At 47.6% G+C, this 20,483-nt stretch carries 18 protein-coding genes, 1 tRNA gene and 1 other annotated feature; of the genes, 5 read left to right on the forward strand and 14 right to left on the reverse strand.

Annotation, left to right across the window (positions count from 1 at the left end):
- Window positions 1-15: 15 nt before the first annotated feature.
- Window positions 16-1,296 carry an ABC transporter substrate-binding protein gene (locus B3G15_RS04510; RefSeq protein WP_290716240.1) on the reverse strand — a complete coding sequence of 427 codons (1,281 nt, stop codon included), beginning with the start codon at window positions 1,294-1,296 and terminating at the stop codon, window positions 16-18.
- A 188-nt stretch (window positions 1,297-1,484) separates the two neighbouring features.
- On the opposite strand from B3G15_RS04510, the gene B3G15_RS04515 reads away from it, so the two are divergent.
- Window positions 1,485-2,945, forward strand: a complete 1,461-nt coding sequence (locus tag B3G15_RS04515; RefSeq protein ID WP_023467237.1) for a potassium/proton antiporter — start codon at window positions 1,485-1,487, stop codon at window positions 2,943-2,945.
- A 59-nt stretch (window positions 2,946-3,004) separates the two neighbouring features.
- Here B3G15_RS04515 and B3G15_RS04520 read toward each other — a convergent pair whose 3' ends face one another.
- The 5 genes from B3G15_RS04520 to B3G15_RS04540 form a co-directional block, all read right to left on the reverse strand.
- Window positions 3,005-3,640, reverse strand: coding sequence for a DedA family protein (locus B3G15_RS04520; RefSeq protein WP_149426856.1), 636 nt, complete (start codon window positions 3,638-3,640; stop codon window positions 3,005-3,007).
- A gap of 16 nt (window positions 3,641-3,656) precedes the next feature.
- Entirely contained in the window at window positions 3,657-3,878 is a 222-nt protein-coding gene (locus B3G15_RS04525) for a hypothetical protein (protein WP_058703665.1), read from the reverse strand.
- A gap of 167 nt (window positions 3,879-4,045) precedes the next feature.
- On the reverse strand, window positions 4,046-5,020 hold the full coding sequence (gene asnA / locus B3G15_RS04530; protein ID WP_214749639.1) for an aspartate--ammonia ligase: 975 nt from the start codon (window positions 5,018-5,020) through the stop codon (window positions 4,046-4,048).
- 66 nt (window positions 5,021-5,086) lie between these two features.
- Window positions 5,087-5,334 (reverse strand) — a binding site (T-box leader).
- Window positions 5,335-5,478: 144 nt separating this feature from the next.
- Window positions 5,479-6,366, reverse strand: coding sequence for a carbohydrate ABC transporter permease (locus tag B3G15_RS04535; protein ID WP_058703664.1), 888 nt, complete (start codon window positions 6,364-6,366; stop codon window positions 5,479-5,481).
- Window positions 6,363-7,250, reverse strand: a complete 888-nt coding sequence (locus B3G15_RS04540; RefSeq protein WP_023467232.1) for a carbohydrate ABC transporter permease — start codon at window positions 7,248-7,250, stop codon at window positions 6,363-6,365. The genes B3G15_RS04535 and B3G15_RS04540 overlap by 4 nt, the downstream gene beginning before the upstream one ends.
- 166 nt (window positions 7,251-7,416) lie before the next feature.
- Between B3G15_RS04540 and B3G15_RS04545 the strand changes: the two genes are divergently transcribed.
- Window positions 7,417-9,096 carry a formate--tetrahydrofolate ligase gene (locus B3G15_RS04545; RefSeq protein WP_290716253.1) on the forward strand — a complete coding sequence of 560 codons (1,680 nt, stop codon included), beginning with the start codon at window positions 7,417-7,419 and terminating at the stop codon, window positions 9,094-9,096.
- 16 nt (window positions 9,097-9,112) lie between these two features.
- Window positions 9,113-10,069 (forward strand): alpha/beta fold hydrolase, encoded by a 957-nt coding sequence (locus B3G15_RS04550; protein WP_082202576.1) that lies wholly within the window; start codon window positions 9,113-9,115, stop codon window positions 10,067-10,069.
- Window positions 10,070-10,142: 73 nt separating this feature from the next.
- Here B3G15_RS04550 and B3G15_RS04555 read toward each other — a convergent pair whose 3' ends face one another.
- Both B3G15_RS04555 and B3G15_RS04560 read right to left on the reverse strand, forming a co-directional pair.
- Complete coding sequence (locus B3G15_RS04555) at window positions 10,143-10,562, reverse strand: hypothetical protein (protein WP_023467229.1); 420 nt, start codon at window positions 10,560-10,562, stop codon at window positions 10,143-10,145.
- Window positions 10,559-11,104, reverse strand: coding sequence for an imm11 family protein (locus B3G15_RS04560; protein WP_290716270.1), 546 nt, complete (start codon window positions 11,102-11,104; stop codon window positions 10,559-10,561). The genes B3G15_RS04555 and B3G15_RS04560 overlap by 4 nt, the downstream gene beginning before the upstream one ends.
- A gap of 169 nt (window positions 11,105-11,273) precedes the next feature.
- On the opposite strand from B3G15_RS04560, the gene B3G15_RS04565 reads away from it, so the two are divergent.
- Both B3G15_RS04565 and B3G15_RS04570 read left to right on the forward strand, forming a co-directional pair.
- Window positions 11,274-11,347, forward strand: a tRNA-Gly gene (locus B3G15_RS04565).
- A 152-nt stretch (window positions 11,348-11,499) separates the two neighbouring features.
- Complete coding sequence (locus B3G15_RS04570; RefSeq protein WP_050678250.1) at window positions 11,500-12,309, forward strand: MBL fold metallo-hydrolase; 810 nt, start codon at window positions 11,500-11,502, stop codon at window positions 12,307-12,309.
- 53 nt (window positions 12,310-12,362) lie between these two features.
- Here the strand turns inward: B3G15_RS04570 and argF are convergent, their stop codons facing one another.
- The 6 genes from argF to argJ are packed head-to-tail and all read right to left on the reverse strand — an operon-like array spanning window position 12,363 to window position 20,464.
- Complete coding sequence (gene argF / locus B3G15_RS04575) at window positions 12,363-13,292, reverse strand: ornithine carbamoyltransferase (RefSeq protein ID WP_214861265.1); 930 nt, start codon at window positions 13,290-13,292, stop codon at window positions 12,363-12,365.
- Window positions 13,289-16,321: a carbamoyl-phosphate synthase (glutamine-hydrolyzing) large subunit gene (gene carB / locus B3G15_RS04580; protein ID WP_214861268.1), complete on the reverse strand. Its 3,033-nt coding sequence runs from the start codon at window positions 16,319-16,321 to the stop codon at window positions 13,289-13,291. The genes argF and carB overlap by 4 nt, the downstream gene beginning before the upstream one ends.
- Complete coding sequence (locus B3G15_RS04585; protein ID WP_214861270.1) at window positions 16,311-17,369, reverse strand: carbamoyl phosphate synthase small subunit; 1,059 nt, start codon at window positions 17,367-17,369, stop codon at window positions 16,311-16,313. Before B3G15_RS04585 ends, carB begins: the two co-directional genes overlap by 11 nt.
- A complete protein-coding gene (locus B3G15_RS04590) occupies window positions 17,366-18,511 on the reverse strand; it encodes an acetylornithine transaminase (RefSeq protein ID WP_290716319.1) in 1,146 nt (381 codons plus the stop codon). The genes B3G15_RS04585 and B3G15_RS04590 overlap by 4 nt, the downstream gene beginning before the upstream one ends.
- The gene (argB, locus tag B3G15_RS04595; RefSeq protein ID WP_023467220.1) at window positions 18,477-19,250 is read right to left on the reverse strand and encodes an acetylglutamate kinase; all 774 of its coding nucleotides are present in this window, start codon (window positions 19,248-19,250) and stop codon (window positions 18,477-18,479) included. The genes B3G15_RS04590 and argB overlap by 35 nt, the downstream gene beginning before the upstream one ends.
- Window positions 19,247-20,464, reverse strand: coding sequence for a bifunctional glutamate N-acetyltransferase/amino-acid acetyltransferase ArgJ (gene argJ / locus B3G15_RS04600; RefSeq protein ID WP_290716325.1), 1,218 nt, complete (start codon window positions 20,462-20,464; stop codon window positions 19,247-19,249). The genes argB and argJ overlap by 4 nt, the downstream gene beginning before the upstream one ends.
- Window positions 20,465-20,483: the final 19 nt, after the last annotated feature.

A 20,483-nucleotide genomic window follows, 5' to 3' on the forward strand; every position in this document is an offset into this window, starting at 1 on the left:
TTTTTGAATCAGTTCTTATTTCTTCATTTTATTCCATGTTTTCGTGAAGTCCTGCAGCATCTCGTCAGCTGTTTTTTGCTTACCAACATATGCTTGCATGATCGCTCCGAACTCGTTTACAGCACCGTCCGGATACTTGAACCAGTTCCATGAGATCGTTTTTCCGTCTTTCGAGTACGCTTGAATATCATCTGCAAGCGGTCCTAAATCCTTTGCTTCGATTGATTTGAAGGCAGGGATGAATTTAAATTTATTGACCATGTAGTCTTTTCCTGTATCAGACGTCGCCATCCACTCGAGGAATTTTTTCGCTTCTGCTTTGTTCTTCGAGTTCTTATTGACGACCCAGTTGTTTGGTACGCCGACAGGAAGACGATCCATTTTTTCTTTATCATCATTGATCGGCATCGGGATGAAGCCCATGTTGATGTCCGGATTGACGTCCGTGATCAATTGTTGTGCCCAGTTCCCTTGTTGAAGCATCGCTGTCTTACCTTCAGCAAATTGAGAGACTTGTGTGTTGTAATCCGTCGTTAACGGATTTTTATTCCCGTACTCAATCGTTAAATCAAATAGATTCATGAAATCCTTGAACTGTTTGTTATCTTCGAACTTTCCTTTTCCAGAGTTGAGATCCGCGATGAACTGATCTGGATCATCCTGCTGTGCGACCGGAATGTTCAACAAGTGATTACCGAGAATCCACCACTCTCCGTACCCAATCGAGAATGGCGTCACTCCGTCTGCCTTCAGCTTCTTAGAAGCTTCCGTCAATTCAGTTAATGTTTTCGGAAGTTCCGTGATACCGGCTTTTTTGAAGATATCTTTATTGTAGATAAAGCCATACCCCTCAAGGTTCATTGGCATACCATACAATTTACCATCAATCGTCATTGGCTCTTTTGATAGATCCGTTAGATCACCGACCCACTTTTCATCTGACAAGTCTTCTAACTTATCCTGCCATGTCTTTGCTTCCGTAAAGCCACCGTTGTTAAAGACATCCGGTTCATTACCTGAAGCGAACTGTGATTTCAGAGCCGCGCCATAGTCCGATCCACCACCGACTGTTTGCACGACGACTTTCGTCCCGGTTTCCTTTTCATACGCTTTTGCCATCTTTTCCATGTCTTTTGCGATTTCAGCCTTGAATTGGAATACGTTGAGCGTCTTACCATCTTTTGAACCACTATCTTTCGAGTCATCGCTATTCAATGTACCGCCACCACATGCTGCCAAAGCGACGACCATCGCCGTCGTGACGACAGGTAATGCTGCCCATCTTCTTTTACGCATTCGGATTCCCTCCCTGATTTCGTTTCATTTCGTGCTACATCTTCACAATAAATGAAAACGCTTGCAATGAAGAGAGAGAAAGTTGTCCGGTGTGGTGGAAAATATTGAACAATCGTTATCCGAGTCTTTTCATCGGAATTGTTGTATCATGAAACTAGAGATTCTTTTATGAATAGGAGTTTGATGCCATGTCCTTGCAACTCACGATTTTATTGATTGGTATATTGCTGTTTGCCGCTGTCTGGACGACGAAGTTATCAAGTCGTCTGAATATTCCTGCTCTACTGATTTTTATCGCCCTTGGTATGATTGCTGGAAGCGACATTACGGGGTTCATTCGTTTTGACGATGCAGAACTGGCTCAGCTTCTTGGAACCGTCGCCCTCATCATCATCTTATTCGAAGGTGGTCTGCAAACGGTTTGGAAGGAAGTGCGTCATGAATTAGCCCCTTCCCTCTCGCTTGCGACGTTCGGGGTCTTCATCGCTACATCCATCGTTGCCGTTGCTTCCCATTATATTCTAGGCTTTAGTTGGGCGAATGCTTTTTTACTCGGGGCAATCGTTGGTTCGACGGATGCCGCTGCTATCTTTTCTGTCTTGAGTGGTCAGCCGATTCGACGGAAAGTCGGATCAACACTCGAAGTTGAGTCCGGTACGAATGACCCGATGGCCGTCTTTTTGACTGTCTTGTTCCTTGAGTTCGTGACAAACCCTGAAGAAGCATCGCTCTTATCGGGACTTGGATCACTCGTTTGGGAAATGGCGATGGGACTTCTGATTGGTTTGTTCATCGGATGGGCAGCTTCGACCTTGATCAATCGGATCGATTTGTCCTCTTCTAGCTTTTATCCGATCATGCTCATGTCGTTTGCTTTCCTGTCGTTCGGTTTAGCTGATACGTTCCATGCCAGTGGATTTTTAGCCGTTTATGTCACAGCGATCTACATCAGTAATCATGAACTCGTCTACCGACAGACACTCGTTCGTTTTACGATGAGTATGGCGCATCTTGCCCAAATCGGAATGTTCATCGTGCTCGGTCTGCTCGTCTTTCCGAAACAATTGCTCGATGTTCAGGTCATCCTGTCTTCCATTGCGCTGGCGCTGATCCTCATTTTCATCGCTCGTCCTTTGTCAGTCTGGGTGAGTCTTCTTCCGTTTCGTTATTCGTGGCAAGAGAAGGTCTTCATTTCTTTTGCTGGTCTAAAAGGAGCGGTACCTATCATTCTCGCGACATACCCTCTCGTTGCGGATATCGAGAATGCATCGATGATCTTCAATATCGTGTTTTTCACAGTCTTACTATCTACGCTAATTCAAGGGAGTATGTTGACGTTCCTTTCCGAGCGGTTACGACTGAACGAAACACAGACTTCTGCTATTCATACGGTCATTGAATTCATGTCGATTGGTAAACCGAATGCGGAAATCATTGAATTGACCTTACCGATGTCCCATCCATTCATTGGAACGACGATTTCAGAGATTGATTTGCCTCAGGAATTTTTGATCACAGCTATCATCCGTGATGATCAAATCATTACACCACGTGGGGACACTGCCCTAGAAGGCAATGATCAGTTACTACTGCTTACCCCAAAACATCGGATCAAGACACTGAAGCGATTCCTGTTTCCTCCCGCTTAATCTGTTCATGAAACAACGCAGTGGATCCTGAAGATCCACTGCGTTGTTTTTTTACATATTCATGAATCTTGTTGTTTCGTTTGTGTGTCTTGCTTCTGTTCTTTACGCTTCGCTTTAGCACGACGGTAGAGAACGTATCCACCAAGAATTACGACGATTCCACCTAAGATCCACCATAACTCCTGTTCTAATCCTTTTAGCATGGATTCAGCACGTTCTACTCCGAATCGTTCACCGACCCAGATGTAAAAGAAGGAAACCGGAAAAAGTCCAATACTTGAAGCGAGTAAATAGCGTTTGAACGAAAGACCAAACAAACCACACGGAATCGAGACGACCGAGCGCACGACGGGGAAAAAGCGGCCGAACAAAGCAGACCATGTTCCGTATTTCCCGACGATGCGCTCCCCTTGCTCAATTTCTTTTTCTTTAATCAGTAACCATTTGCCGTACCGGATAAGTATCGGACGACCTGCATAACGACCTAGAAGATAAAAGACCGTCGCGCCCATCAGACTTCCTAAAAAACCGACCAGAACAGCAGCTGTCCAGCTGACCGTTCCGTTCGACACATATAGACCGAGCAACGGTAAGCCCACTTCTGCCGGAATCAATTCTGTTCCAAGACCAACGATCATAATTCCTAAAAACAGCCAGAGATTGGATTCTCCGGCTGAAAACAACCATTCCAACATACGGGTAACCCTCCGTTCATCCTCTCGCTGGACGGAGGAGATAATAAATGATGACGACTAACGTCGTCCAGACGCCTGTGAAGATTCCGATAATACCGACAATGAAGAAACCGAGTGCAACGATTGAGCCTGTCTGTTTATAATCCCGCCACATCGTCCGTAATCCTTTAATGTTGAACCAAAGGAATACGAGGAATAATACAGGGATGAGTAATCCTACGATCAATAAAGAAGACATGTCTTCACCTCTTTCTTATTTATTGTTATCCCCATTCTATCAGGAATCGACACGTCTTTCCTCCGCCTGAGGTCTTACGAACCTAAAAAAAGAACACGCTTCTGAATCGAAGCATGCCCTTTGCTTTATAAAACATCCTGTTTTGACGCTTTCTTACTATATATATGTCAGAGCAAGTGGACGCCTTCCGCTTGAAGACTTTTACGCGTCTCTTCTGACCAGACAGAAGCTTGGACTTCACCGATGTGACGTTTCTTCAATAAGAACATCGCCATGCGGGATTGACCGATTCCTCCACCCATCGTTAACGGTAGACGCTCTTCGAGCACACCTTGATGGAACGGGAACGCCAATTTATCCTCTTCTTGAGCAATCGCAGTCTGTTTCAACAACGCTTCACGGTCAACGCGAATTCCCATTGAAGACAATTCGAATGCTCCGATTTCTGGATGGTGTACTAAAATGTCACCGTTGAGTGTCCAGTCATCGTAGTCAGCCGCTCGACCATCATGCTTCTCACCTGAAGCCAGTGCGCCACCGATTTGCATGAGGAAAACTGCACCATATGCTTTCGTGACTTCTGTTTCACGTTCTTTCGCCGAAAGTGTTGGATACGCATCTTCTAATTCTTGCGTCGTCATGAAATGAATCGTTTCCGGTAAGATCGCTGAAATACCATACTCCGCTTCTACTTCTTGTTCGACTTGGCGAATCGTTGCATAGATCGCTTGTACCGTTTCTTGTAAATAAGCACTCGTCCGTTGTTCTTTCGTAATGATCCGTTCCCAATCCCACTGATCGACGTGAATGGAGTGTGTCGCATCCAGCATCTCATCGCGACGAATCGCATGCATCAACGTGTATAATCCTTCTCCCGCTTCAAATCCGTACGTATGAAGCGCTTGACGCTTCCATTTCGCAAGAGATTGTACGATTTCAAGATCTGCTGTGTGATCCAAGGCATCGAAGCGAATGATCCGCTCTACGCCGTTGAGATGATCGTTGACACCGAGTGTGCTTTCTACGAACAATGGTGCTTCGACACGTGTCAATCCGAGTGTCGTCGAAAAGCGTTCTTCAAAGCGTTTCTTTACGAGTGTGATAGCTTCCTGTGTGTGTTTCATCGATACGAGTGTTGTCATGGTGGTGTTCCTCCTCAATTGTGTTTTGAAAAAGAAGCCATAAAAAAGAGCCCTTCTTTCCCAAGAATATGGGACGAAAGACTCGGTTCCGCGGTACCACCCATGTTAGCAACGATGTTGCTCACTCAAAAGACGAATCACTTCATCTTCGGCCTTATGATAACGGACAGGCAACTCCGGCTACGCCTACTGACATTCGGGTTCGGGTAGCGACTCCGGGAGGTTCTTCGCATCTTGCTTCCGACTGGGCTCTCACCATCCCCAGCTCGCTATACGGTCGTACAAGGTGTTACTCTTCCCTTCAACGTCGTTGTTACAATTGAATTGAGAACATCGTACAACAGGTCGCAAGTGTTTGAAAAGACTTTTTTTCAAAAAAAATAAAAGTTGTCAGATTAATCTGACGTGTAAAACATGAAAAAAGCGTTCTCGCAGAATCGAGAACGCGCTTACAAAAATTATTTGATGGATCCACTCGTAATTCCTTGAATGATCTGTTTTTGCAAGGCAAAGAAGAACAGCAATAACGGAATGATCCCGAGGACGAGTCCGGCAAGTGCTAAGTCCCACTGCTTCGTATACTGACCGAAGAAATAGAACGTCGCGAGTGGAATCGTTCGTAAATCGACGTCTCGTAACATCAGCGATGGCAGTAGGAAATCATTCCAAATCCAAAGCGTGTTCAAGATGATGATCGTGACCGTGATCGGCTTGAGTAATGGGAACACGATGCGCCAGAACACACCCCATTGTGAACAACCATCAATGATGGCTGCCTCCTCGATTTCTTCAGGAATCGACTTCATGAATCCATGGTATAAGAAGATTGATAATCCAGATCCAAAACCAAGATACATCAGAATCAATCCCCAATAACTGTTCTGCAATCCGAGATCACCGGACAGTTTCGATAAGGGAATCATGATCGACTGGAATGGAATGATCATCGCCGCAACGAATAAGAAAAAGATGATCGTTGACAAGCGTGTTTTCGTCCGGACGAGTTTCCAAGCTGCCATCGAACAAAAGATGATGATGACCGCGTTAGCGCCGACTGTAATGATGACGGAGTTTAAAAAGACTTTTCCGAAGTTCATGGCTTCCCATGCTTCTGAATAGTTGGACGTCATCCATTCTTTTGGTAGACCCGATGTATTCGTAAAGATATCTCCCTGCGTCTTGAATGAATTCGAGACGACGTAATAAAACGGAATCATATACAGAAGCCCCATCAATAAGGCTGCCAGTTCGACTGTTCCAAGACGGAATGAATAACGACCTCTCGTCTTTTTAGAGCGCTTCGGTTTCTCCTCTTGCGGAGTGGGTAACGGTTGTGCCGTACTCATGCTTCCACCTCCCGTTTTTTCGTCAGATAGACTTGAGTGACTGTAATCGCGGCGACAACAACGAAGAAGATGATCGCTTTAGCTGACCCGAGTCCAAGATTATTGTTCGTAAACGATTCTTTATAAATGTTTAAAGCAAGCATTTCGGTCGATTTGAATGGTCCACCATTCGTTAGGGATAAGTTCGTATCGAATAACTTGAAGGACCATGAAATCGTCAAGAACAAACAGATCGTGACCGACGGCATGATCAGTGGCAACGTAATGTTCCGTAACGTCGAGAGACGATTGGCACCATCGATTTTTGCTGCTTCAATCAGCTCTTGTGGCACGTTTTGTAGAGCTGCGATATAGATGACCATGATGTAACCGCCACCTTGCCAAATCGAAACGATGACGATACCCCAGAATCCTGTCCGGGCATCTCCCAACCATGGAAGTTCAAATATACTCCACCCTGTCAATTCACCGATCGATGCGAAGCCTTTGACATAGATGAACTGCCAAACGAATCCGAGGATCAACCCACCGATCAAGTTCGGCATGAAGAAAATCGTTCGTAAGAAATTACGCGTGCGAATATTTTGTGTCAATAAGAACGCCAAGATGAAACCGACGACATTCGTTAAGATGACGGCAACGACCGTATATTTCGTCGTCAACCAAAATGACTGCTGGAACTGCTCGTCACTCGTAAAGAGACGGACATAGTTATCAAAGCCGATCCAATTTAATTCTCCGGTTACACCGTTCCAATCCGTGAACGAATACATGACGCCATTGAAAAACGGTACAAGCACGATCACTGCGAATACAAGAAAGACCGGTCCGACGAAGAGCCAAAAATCAAGACCGCGTTTCCACTTCTTTTGTCCAGATGTCATTGTTTCATCCCTCCTCCACTCTACAGTACGTCTTTCTCTAGCACTTGAACACGTCACCATTTGACCCATTGGGTGGAAAATATTGAACGTTTTCTTTTGGCGCGTTCGCACTAGATACGCTACTATTAGAAAAAAGAGAGATCCAATCAAAGAGGGAGTCGATACCATGGAAAAGACCATTCGTTCAGACTTAGAAATCGCACAACAAACCGTCTTACGCCCGATTCGAGAAATTGCGGACCGGATTGGTTTGCAAGAAGAGGATTTTGATACGTACGGAAAGTATAAAGCGAAGTTGACAGACGGACTGTTGAACCGATTGGCAACGAAATCTGACGGTAAATTGATCCTTGTCACTGCCATCAATCCGACAGCCGCTGGTGAAGGAAAATCAACCGTCACTGTCGGACTCGGACAGGCGTTGCATCGGGCAAACCACAAGACGATGATTTGTTTACGGGAACCCTCACTCGGTCCGACGATGGGCTTAAAAGGTGGCGCGTGTGGTGGTGGCTATAGCCAAGTCCTACCGATGGAAGAGATCAATCTTCATTTCACAGGCGATATGCATGCGATCACATCTGCCCATAATACAATCAGTGCCTTGCTCGACAATCACCTGCATCAAGGTAACATCCTTGGCATCGATCCGCGTCGTATCGTCTGGAAACGCGTTCTTGATTTGAATGACCGTGCCTTGCGCCAAGTCACGATTGGTCTTGGTGGTCCTGCTCATGGCGTGCCGCGTCAAGATGGGTTCGATATCACGGTCGCTTCCGAGATCATGGCGGTCCTCTGTCTAGCAGACTCGATCACGGATCTCGAACGACGCTTGAGTCGCATCGTCGTCGCGTATACGTACGATCAACAGCCGGTTACGGTCAAAGATATTCAGGCGTCAGGAGCTGCGACGTTGCTTCTAAAAGATGCGTTTCGTCCGAACCTCGTTCAAACCGTCGAAGGAACACCGGCACTGATTCACGGTGGACCGTTCGCGAACATCGCACATGGTTGTAACTCTTTGATTGCAACGCAAACTGCACTGAAGCTAAGTGATTACGTTGTCACAGAAGCAGGATTCGGAGCTGATTTAGGTGCCGAAAAGTTCTTCAACATCAAATCACGAATTGGCGGACTCCACCCGGATGCCGTCGTCATCGTCGCTACGGTTCGTGCCTTGAAGATGCACGGAGGTGTAGACAAAACGCAACTCAGCGAAGAAAATCTCGCTGCCTTAACAGGTGGTCTTGCGTTACTTGAAAAACACGTCGAGACGATGAGTCTATTCGGCGTTCCTGCCGTTGTTGCCTTGAACCGTTTCTTCACCGACACGGAAGCAGAACGGAACATGATCCTAGAATGGTGTCAGGATCGTAATATTCGTGTCGCGGAAAGTGAAGTCTTCAGTAAAGGGGGAGCTGGCGGTGAAGCACTCGTCACGGAAGTCATGCAAGCTCTTGAGGAACCGAGCCAGTTCCGCCCTCTGTATCCTGACGTCTTACCGCTTCGTCAAAAGATCGAGCGTATCGCAAAGCGTGTCTACGGTGCAGCCGACGTTCATTTTGAAGACAAAGCACTCCGCGAACTCGAACGGTGTACGGAGATGGGGTTGAATGAGTTACCGATTTGTATGGCAAAAACACCATTTTCTTTAACCGATGACCCTGCTCGTTATGGTCGTGTCGAAGACTTCACGATCACGGTCCGCGAAATCCGACCATCGGTTGGTGCAGGGTTCATCGTTGCATTGACTGGGAATGTATTAACGATGCCAGGATTACCCGCAGTTCCCGCCGCCTTCCACATGGGCGTTTCGGAAGACGGACAGGTATTCGGACTTTCTTGATGAGAGGATGAGTTACATGACGATTGATCATTCACATTGGATAGCCTCTGACGGCTATACTACGACATTGCATAGCCTCGAAGCCCATGACCCTAAAGGAGTCGTGATCGTCTTTCACGGGATGATGGAGCATGGCGCACGGTATGAGGAATTCGCAGAATTCCTCTATGCTCATCATTACCACACGATCATCGCAGACTTACGCTGTTTCGGAACTCGAGCAGCACAGCTCGGAACGCTCGGACACCTCGAGCCGAATCAAGGGTTTAAACAATTGATGCAGGACGCAGAAGAACTCGTCTCTGACATCAAAGAGCGTTATCCGACATTGCCGGTGTTCATTTTTGGTCATAGTTTTGGTTCGTTGATCGCTCGCCGGATTGGTCAAACACTCGGTCATACAGTAGCTGGAATCATCGCGAGTGGCCCTCCGACTAGCACAGGCTTACTCGGTGATGTCAGCCAAAAACTCGTCGAACGTCAAATCCATCAGCTGTCAGCAACACACCCTGCTGAGCGGTTCGGACAACTCGTGTTCGGGCGGTATAACTTACGCTTCTTCCCAGCACTTTCTAAAAATGCTTGGCTCTCTTCGGATCCTCAATCCGTCATGCGCTATGATGCAGATCCATTGTCCGGTCAAACGGTCACGCTTGGGTTCTTCCACGAACTCTTGCATGCAACGAAGCTCGTCAACGCACTTGCTTCCGTCTATCAGCATCCACGTCACTTACCCCTCTTATTGCTTGCTGGTGGGGATGACGCGGTCGCGTTCGATGGAAAAGGTATCCATCATCTATTTGACATGTATAATCGTGTTCGTGTCGATGCTGTACAGCTGACGATTTATCGAGGGTTACGTCATGAGCTCTTCCATGAGTTCGAACGCATCCGCGTTTTTGCCGATATCGCGAGCTGGTTGAATAAGCAAGTCAACCCTGCAGCTAAACAGTCATCTTCCCGTTCTTCTTAAGCCACACCGATCAATATAAAAAAAGGCAGCGGATCCTTGCGATCCGCTGCCTTTTGCACTTCTATCGTATCCTTCATTGAATCCAAGTCAGTGAAGAAATCATTGCTTCGATTTCCTCGATTTCAAGCGTCTCGCGTTCAGCAGAGTACGTCAATAAGACTAACCGTTCCCCGTCCGAATACGCGTAGATCCGTAAGAAGATATCTTCTTCTTTCCCATCTACCGCAAGCAATGCTTCTTTTGTTGAATTACGACGGACTTCAAGTGCTCCTGTTAGTTCGATGCCGAACTCTTCCACCAACAGGTTGATTTCTTGTTCCGCCGCCTCATACGGTGTCAATTCTTCTGAATCGGACTCATAAATGGATAATTGGAGCGTTCCCATTGCATTTTCATCCGTCGAATAAAAACTAACATATGTCTCTTCTTCTTGATATTCGAATACCTTTGGATATTCTAGCGTGATCCAATGATCGACTGTGTACTGTTTCATTTGAATTCCTCCATTCGTTGTATCTCTTCAAAGCGGATACCCGTCACAGCCATACGCTCGAATTGGCGAGCGAGTTGAGCAGATACGAATATGCGATGCGTGCGTTCATCTCGCATAAGATGATGCGGACAAACCGAATCGCTGATTCGTCGCTCTGTCAAAAAATAGACACGTCGTCTCGGTACCAGACGGAATACATCCGTCGTATGTAGATGTTCGATCCGACTGACAGATAAGAGATTGAGAAGATAGTACGGAACCACTCCGTCCTTCGTCTCAAGATGTACCTTGAGACATTGTACAGAAAAAGGCGCGTATGCTGCAATGACGCGTTGCACACGTTCCGAGACGAGCGGCAGATCGAATGTGTTTGGAAGGACATCCGGTAGCAAATCCGCATCTTGATTGATGGAAAAAGCAAGTACACCTACGTTATGGAACCACTCTCCTATCAATAAGCGATGACGATCGAATTGGTGGTGACAAATCGCTTCCCATCCTTTTCCCATCGATTGTTCGCTCCAAACTCGCACTTCATTCACCAGACACTCTCTCCTCTACCCAACTTTACCCATATTGCAAATCAAGATTACCATTGGAAACGATTAACTAGTATTATTGTACACCGAATCTTAAAAGAAATTGCTTTTTTTCATAAAAGTTATGGAAATGCTCTCTTTGCTATGCTACTATATTTCATGTAGCCGATACGCGGGTGTAGTTTAATGGTAAAACCTCAGCCTTCCAAGCTGATGACGAGAGTTCGATTCTCTTCACCCGCTCCAATTATGACATAACATAGGTCTAGGACCATTTCCCTCTAGAGGGCAGGCGACTCGCGACGTGCGAGTCGTCTTTTTTATTGATTCTGCTGATGATTCCAACGAATTTATGGGTATACAACGATATAGATAGAGATTCGTAAAGGAGGATTCGTATGATTCAGATGAAAATGCCTGGCGTGACGATTTATCAAAGTACACTCATGAAAACGACCTCAACATTGATCGAGACGCCTGATTGTCTGATTGTCGTCGATCCTGGCTGGCTTCCCGATGAAATTGCAACGATTCGTCGAGACGTCGAAATCGTGCGTCGTGAACGACCGTTATATGTCGTCTATACGCATGCTCATTTTGATCATATTTTAGGTGCCTACGCCTTTACGGATGCCATCGTCATCGCTTCGAAACCATTCATCGATGTCGACCGACAAGAAGCGCTAAAAGCCGTTCAAGACTTTAACGATGAATTTTACATCGACTCCCCCGTACTATTTCCAGATGTGACGCATGTCATCCATGAGTCTGAAACGATTTTGACGATTGGTCAGACGAAACTGATTTTCTTTTTGACACCTGGTCATGAATCGACTCATCTTTCCTTCATCGTCATGCCACTCCATTTGTTAGTCTGCGGCGACTATGCTTCCGATGTTGAAATCCCCTTGATTGAACACGATTCCTCTGAGTATTTGACGACGCTCGAGCTACTCGAGTCATTCATTTACGAATATGAAGTCAAACTCTTGATACCCGGACATGGTCATATTTGTGATGTCCGAACAGAGATGATTGAACGACTTCATCAGAGCTATGATTATATCCTCGCACTCCGTGCCGGAAAAGAATCCGACTGGGCTCCGTCCTGGCAAACGACGCCATTCATGAAACGTCTGCACGAAAAAAATAAGCGACAAGTCAAAAAAGAACAAGAGGAACGATTAGCTCGACGCCATTATGATTAACTCCGCTCAATCAAAAGACTCGGTCGCCAAATCGGCGACCGAGTCTTTTATAGTTATCCAAGTAATGTGACGAGCAACGCTTTTTGTGCGTGGAGGCGATTCTCGGCTTGATCGAAGATGACAGATTGCTTGCCATCGATGACGTCTGCCGTGACTTCCTCACCGCGATGCGCCGGCAGACAATGCAGGAAAATAGCTTCATTCTTCGCTTGATTCATGATATTGGCATTGACTTGATATCCTTCAAATTCTTGCAAACGCATCGTCGCCTCTTCTTCTTGTCCCATACTCGCAAAGACATCCGTATACACGACGTCCGCACCACTTGCCGCTTCCTCGGGATCCGTCATGACGATGATGTTTCCACCCGTTTCCTTCGCGATGACTTGTGCCTCATGAACGACTTGTGGATCAGGAGCATACTCCGCCGGCGCACAGATGCGGACTTCCATTCCACTGAGCGCTCCACCAATCATCAGCGAATGCGCCATGTTATTTCCGTCCCCGATATATGTCAAAATCTTCCCAGACCGGTTTCCAAATGTCTCTTCGATCGTTAACAAGTCAGCAAGCACTTGGCACGGATGATGCAGATCCGTCAATCCATTGATGATTGGAATCGTACCGTGTGCCGCAAGCGTGTCGACGATCTCATGACCGAACGTCCGGATCATGAGGGCATCGACGTAACGGCTCATGACTTGAATCGTATCCGAGAGCGGCTCCCCCCGCCCGATTTGCATATCTGCTCCACTCAGTACGATCGGATGTCCACCGAGCTCGACAACACCCACCTCAAATGATAGACGTGTTCGCGTCGATGCCTTTTCAAACAATAAGGCCACTTTTTTATGGCTTAATGCGTTTTGGTAGACACTTGGCTGATGCTTGATATCTTTCGCGAGCGCCAATAGCTCCGTCAATGCTTCCGGCGTCAGTTCCGCCATCGTCAAGAAATGTTGTAGTTGTTGCATCGTCTTCATTTTACTTCCTCCTTGATCGGCTCTGTCCATGTATGAAGTGGCTTCACAGCATAAGGGGACTTTTCTGTCGCTTGTAGATGATAATGTGCTAGTTCAGGTTCTGTCAGAACTTGTACCCCGGCAGCAAGCGCTGCTTCGCGACTCGCTTTTTCTTCTGTCACGTGCGAATAGAAAATCGCACATTGTGCCCAGTCGATCGTTCCATCTAACGCTACACCCGTTCCGAAAGCCTCTGTATCTGCTCCAGCAACGATGACGTCTCTTGTCGTCAAATGTCGTTTCGTCGTTTCGTCAAAGATAAAACGTTCCAGCGCCAGTCCGTCTGTCGTCCATTGCAGCGTTTCACCTGTCGAACGCATGACGGGACCTGTTTTCGGATCGACGCCCTGTAGTTTCAACGTTGAAAAAACAGGGGTCTTGACGGCATGGAAATCAAGTTTCGTCTGTTCCGTTGGTAGTGCGACCGCTTGACCGACCGCAGCTTGAACTGCCCACTGCAAGATCGGTTGACCTGTTACTTTGGCGACGATCGGTAACGTTCGGGAGGCACGCGGATTGATTTCCAGGACGTAGACTTGATCGTCATGCAAGACGAATTGGATATTGTACGCTCCTTTATAATCCATTCGTTGCCCGATCATCTGTGCGATTCGCTCGATTTCGCTCTGAACGGTAGCGTTGAGCGATACAGGTGGCAGAATCATCGTCGAATCTCCAGAGTGAACCCCTGCCCGTTCCAATTGCTCCATCAAAATCGGAACGTACGTCGTTGTTCCGTCCGTAATGCAGTCGACTTCGATTTCCTTTCCTTGGAGGTAGGCATCCACGAGGACCGGGAATGCTAATTCGGAAACGATCGTCTCTAATTGCTCTTGATCGTGGATGATATGCATTCCTTTACCTCCAATGACATAGGAAGGACGAATCATAACCGGATAACCAATCGTTGTTGCGACTTCTATCATTTGTTCGTGCGTCGCCACTTCTTGTCCCGGAATACGATCGATACCAATGTCATCTAAAAATTGATAGAACCGCTCACGGTCTTCCATTTGATCGATGACATCTGCCGTCGTTCCGAGAAGATGATAACCGGCTTTCTCCAAACCAGACGCAAGCGCAATCCCTGTTTGTCCTCCGAACTGGACTAAAACGTCTTCGCAATCCTCTGCTTCTAGCACATGCATGACGTCTTCAAGTGTCAACGGCTCGACATACAGGCGATCTGCGACTTCGAAGTCGGTCGAGACGGTCTCCGGGTTATTGTTGATCATGATTGTTTCGTAACCGGATGCTTGTAATGCACGTACCGCGTGAACGGAACAATAATCAAATTCGATTCCTTGACCGATCCGAATTGGTCCCGCACCGATGACAGCAACTTTCTTTTTCGTCGATGCTGTGACTTCCGTTTGACCACTCCAGTTTCCGTAGAAATAAGGCGTCGCACTCTTGAACTCACCTGCACATGTATCGATCATATGATAGACAGGGAGGATGCCTTTTTCTTTACGTAAGTGCTCGATCTCTACAGCACTGACACCCGTCAGAAGCGCAATCTGTTCATCCGTAAAGCCCATCATTTTGGTTTGCTTTAGAGAACTTTCATTCGATACATCGATTTTTTGTTGCTGATCGACAAGACGTTGAAGTACTTTGACGAATAAAGCTTGTACTTTCGTCTGTTCAACGAGTTCTTCGACGGTCGTCTCCTTGCGATCGAGTAGTGCGAGCATCGCAAGCAAGCGACGGTCCGTCGGAGCCTTTATTTCTTTCCACAATACGTCAGCCTCCGCTGTTTTCATACATGTCGGATAAAGAGGTGATTGCTCAACTCCCGCACCGCGCCACGCCTTTTGTAACGCTTCTTCTAGCGTCTTCCCCATCGCCATGCTCTCACCCGTCGCCTTCATTTGTGTTCCAAGCGTCCGGTTACTGCCGGTAAATAGATCAAATGGGAAACAAGGCACTTTTGCCGTGATATAATCCATCGTCGGTTCAAAACTCGCCATCGTCTCTTTCGTGACAGGATTGATGCAATCGTCGAGTCGCTCACCGAGCGCAAGACGTGTCGCTAATTTTGCGATCGGATATCCCGTCGCCTTGGAAGCAAGTGCCGAAGAACGACTGACACGCGGATTGACTTCAATGACGAAATAACGTTCTTCCGTCGGATGGATCGCGAATTGTATGTTGCATCCACCGATGACACCGAGATGCGATACGATTTTACGCGCTTCCGTCCGCAATTGTTGATTCATTCGATCCGAAATCGACTGAATCGGTGCAAAGACGACCGAGTCCCCGGTATGGACACCGACAGGATCGATGTTTTCCATGTTACAAACGATGATCGTCGTATCTGCGCTGTCACGCATGACTTCGTATTCGACTTCTTTATAGCCAGCGATACTCACTTCAACTAAACACTGTGAAATTGGACTCGCTTGTAAGCCGTTCTGCGCTAACAGACGTGCATCGTCCTTCGTCACTGCGATTCCGCCGCCCGTTCCACCGAGCGTAAAGGCTGGTCGGATGACGAGTGGTACCCCGTGTACTGCCATGAATTCCTCAAGCTCTGCTAACGACTCGATCGTTTGACTTTCCGGGAGCGGTTGCGCGAGTTCGATCATCTTTTGCTTGAATCGTTCACGATCTTCTCCGTCTCGGATCGTCTCAAGCGAAGTTCCTAGAAGTTCGACACCGTATTGTTCAAGTACGCCTGCTTCTTCGAGTGACATCGCAAGATTGAGTGCCGTTTGACCGCCGACCGTCGCTAGGAGATGGGATGGTCGATCTTGTTCGATGATGGCCGTTGCTTTTTCAAGAGTCATCGCCTCAATATAGACATGATCTGCCGTGCTCGGATCCGTCATGATAGTAGCCGGATTCGAATTCATTAAGATGACCTCGCATCCCGCTTCTCGAAGCGCCTGACAGGCTTGTGTGCCGGAATAATCAAATTCTGCTGCTTGCCCGATGACGATTGGACCCGAACCGATAACGAGTACTTTCTGTTTATCCCACATATGCTACCTCCTGATGTAATACGCTATTTACGAATTGATCGAAGACGACCATCGCCTCTGTTGGTCCTGGGCTCGCTTCTGGGTGAAACTGGACTGTCATGATTGGCAGAGCCGGATGAATCAATCCTTCAACGGACCCATCATTGATGTGTTCGTACGCAAGTTCCATCTCAGACGCTTCGATGCTTTTAACATCAACGGCATAGCCATGATTCTGAGATGTCATGAACACTTGCCCGGATGCTAGATGACGTACGGGATGGTTCGCTCCTCGGTGTCCATGATGTTGTTTTAATAAGGTACAACCAAACGCATGAGCGAGAACCTGATGTCCCATACAAATACCAAGTGTCGGATAGCTCGTCGCCAGTTCATGGATTCCTGAAAGGAACGGGTCTAGTTGCGTCGGATCACCAGGTCCGTTGGAAAACAGTAGACCATCTGGCGCCAGCGCTTGAATCCGTTCCGGTGTCGTATCATATGGCACGACCGTTACACGCATATGGCGTTCAAGCAAAGTATCAATCATCGATTGTTTCACGCCGTAATCGATACAGACGATGTGCCCCTGTTCGACTTCCGGTACGTATTCGATGTTTGAAGTCGTTGATACTGAAGCGATGTATGCTGTGTCGATTGACGCAGTGACAGTCATATCTACTTGCATCATGTCACCGAATTGATCGCCTTCCGTCCGTAATAGATGCACAAGAGAACGCGTATCGACTCCCGACAAAATCGGCACATTCGCTTCGCTCAACCAGCTCGCGAGTGATGTTCCTTCCCCGTCCTCTGCTAATGTTTGAACGATGACACCAGCGACTTGAATCTGGTTGCTTTCTGACGCTTCCGCTTGAATACCGTATTGACCGATCAACGGGTATGTGAAGACAAGAATTTGTCCTTGATAAGATGGATCCGTCAAGACTTCCTGATATCCTGTCATTCCTGTAAAAAAGACGACCTCTCCTTTGACTGGAGCTGTTCCTTGCCACGAACCGGTAAACGTCGTTCCGTTCGCAAGCGTTAGTTTTCCGGATTGTTTCATACGATGACCTCCTGTTGACAAACGAGTTGTATTTTTTCGATGGCGTCCATGAGTTCCTGTTCCGTTACGAACAATGATGGCAATAAGCGAATGACATGAGGACCAGCCGATACGACGAGAAGACCATTCTCACGTAAGGCGTCAATCAGCGTTGCAACAGGCATCACACACTCGATACCAATCATCAAGCCACGTCCACGAATAGAACTCACGATCGACTTGGGTAATTTATTTTCTAGTTGTTGACGTAAATATTCGCCTTTTCCTTGAACGTCTGCCATGACAGTGTCATTTAACAAAAGGTCAAGTGTGGCTTCCGCAGCTGTCATCGCGAGTGGATTTCCACCAAAGGTCGAACCATGCGATCCAGGTGTGAATACTTCCGCCGCCTCCTCCGTCGCGAGTAACGCACCAACCGCGAGTCCACTCCCAAGTCCTTTCGCAAGAGTGATGATATCCGGTACGAGGGGTGTTTGTTCAAATGCAAAACGAGATCCCGTCCGACCGATGCCGGTCTGTACTTCGTCGACGATGATTTTGACATCGTATTGTTGCGCCTTCTTCATCAACGCTTCTAGCCACGCATCGTCGGCGACGACGACTCCGCCCTCTCCTTGAATGATTTCGAGCCATACGGCAGCAGTTTGCTCCGTAATCGCTGATAGACTCTCCATCTCGTTAAACGGCAGATGTTTGAAGCCATTCACCATCTCCCCGTATCCCGCTTTGATTTTCTCCTGTCCTGTTGCGCCCATCATCGCAAACGTTCGCCCGTGGAAGGACTGTTTAAACGTGACGACTTCCGTTTTCCCTGTCCATTTTCGAACGAGTTTATACGCCGCCTCGTTTGCTTCCGCACCACTGTTACAAAAGAAAGCATGACTGAGATGACTGTCTTCCGTCAGTCGCTCGGCGACCCGCTCTTGTGTCGCGATTTGAAACAGATTCGACGTATGCCAAATTTGATTCAACTGTTCCTCTAGCCGTTGCTGAATATAAGGATGACGGTGCCCTGTGTTGCATACAGCGATTCCCATGATGAAATCAAGATACGTCTTTCCTGTCGCATCTTCTACGATCGACCCTTGTCCTTTGACCAATTCCACATCAGTACGTTGATAAGTGGGTAGTAGTGCACTCATGTAATTCCTCCTTGATTCGTGTCCCTGCAGCTAACGCATTTTTCCCAGACCGAATGACGACCTCTGGAATACCATGCTGAGTTGCCTGCATCATCGCTTCGACCTTCGGAATCATTCCCCCGTAGATTTCTCCCGACGCTATCGCAGCTTCGATGGCTGCAGACGTGATTTCTGATTGATAGTCACCGTTTACTTTTACACCCTCGACATCCGTCAACAATTCAAATCGGTCGACAGACCAAGCCTTCGCGACAGCAATCGCACACGCATCCCCGTTACTGTTCAATACACCTTGCTCCCCTGTGACAAGGGATGTGACGACAGGCACATAGCCATTCGTACTCAACACCGTGAATAATCGTGGATGAATGTGCGTGATCTGACCGACTGCCCCGAGTCCTTTGATTGTTTTACCATGAACACTTGCTCCGTCTAACCCGCTCATCCCGACGGCAGGAATCCCTGCTTGATTCAACTGCTGGACGATACCGGATTGGACTTCCCCTGCTAAGATCCGTCGTGCCCCGAGTAAGACACCATCCGTCGTTACACGGACACCGTTCCGAAACACGGGTTTGATTCCCTCTTGTTCACAGTAACTCGATAGAAGAGGACCGCCCCCATGGACGATCAATAATTCGTTACCGGTTTCAACCCACGCTTTCCATTCCTCGAAATACCGAGCATCCAGTTGCTCCCACACACTACCACCTAGTTTGATGACTTTTCGTTTCGTCATGTTCGGTAACTCGCATTGATTTTGACGTAATCGTACGTCAGGTCACAGCCGTAAGCGTGTCCTTGTCCTACTCCATCATGCAAATCAATGTGAATCTGTACCTCCTGCTGTGCTAGATCCTGCGATGCAATCGTTTCATCGAATAAAGCAGGCATGCTCTGTTGCAACACCCACTGCGAACCAATTTTGATGTCAACGTTTGATACATCGAGTGGCTCCTTGATACTTCCGACAGCAGCGATGATTCTTCCCCAGTTCGCATCTTCCCCAAAGATGGCTGTTTTGACGAGAGACGATCCGACGACTTGTTTGGCGACCATCCGTGCTACTTCATCGGTTTGTGTTCCCTCTACCGTCACTTCGATCAACTTCGTCGCACCTTCACCGTCCCGCGCAATCTGTTTCGCTAAATCTTGACAAACCGTTTCGATGGCCTGTTCGAATGCCACTGCTTCTTCTGTCCCTTCAAGAATCGTTGCGCCCCCTGCAGCTCCACTTGCTAGAATCATGACCATGTCATTTGTCGAACTATCGCCGTCTACGGTAATGCAGTTGAACGTCCGATGAATCGTCCGGCGCAACAGTGTCTGTAAGACATCCGGTTCAATCGTTGCATCGGTCGTCAAGAAACCAAGCATCGTTGCCATGTTCGGATGAATCATCCCTGATCCTTTCGCCACGCCACAGACTGAAATTCGGACATCCCCTTGCATGTATTGTTGACCAGCTGTTTTCGTACCAGTATCGGTCGTCAGGATCGCATGAGCAAAATCATCCGCGGCATCCTTGTCATTTGTAGGCATCAGCTGTGGAATACCTGCCAGTAACGTATCAATGGCTAACGGTTGACCGATGATCCCTGTTGAAGCAATCGCGACTTGTTCTGGAGTGATCCCGAAGTGGGTCGCTAACGCTTGTTGTGATGTATACGCATGGGATAACCCTAGTTCCCCTGTACACGCATTCGCGTTCCCGCTGTTAACGAGGACGGCATGAATACGACCTTGTGACGCCTGAATCGCTTGTTTCGTCACAGCGATTGGTGCTGCTTGCACCTGATTCGTCGTATAGACAGCTGCAGCGCTTGCTCCTGCTTCACACCAGATCAGACCTAAATCCTTCCGCTTTCGCTTTAGCCCCACGTGTATACCTGAAGCTTGAAATCCCTTCGGTGTCGTGATCGTCAATGGGGTCTCTACTTGTACTTGCCACACAGGCGTTCCTCCTCTTTTT

The organism is Exiguobacterium sp. UBA1053, from assembly GCF_002316465.1.
Classification (GTDB): domain Bacteria; phylum Bacillota; class Bacilli; order Exiguobacteriales; family Exiguobacteriaceae; genus Exiguobacterium_A; species Exiguobacterium_A abrahamii.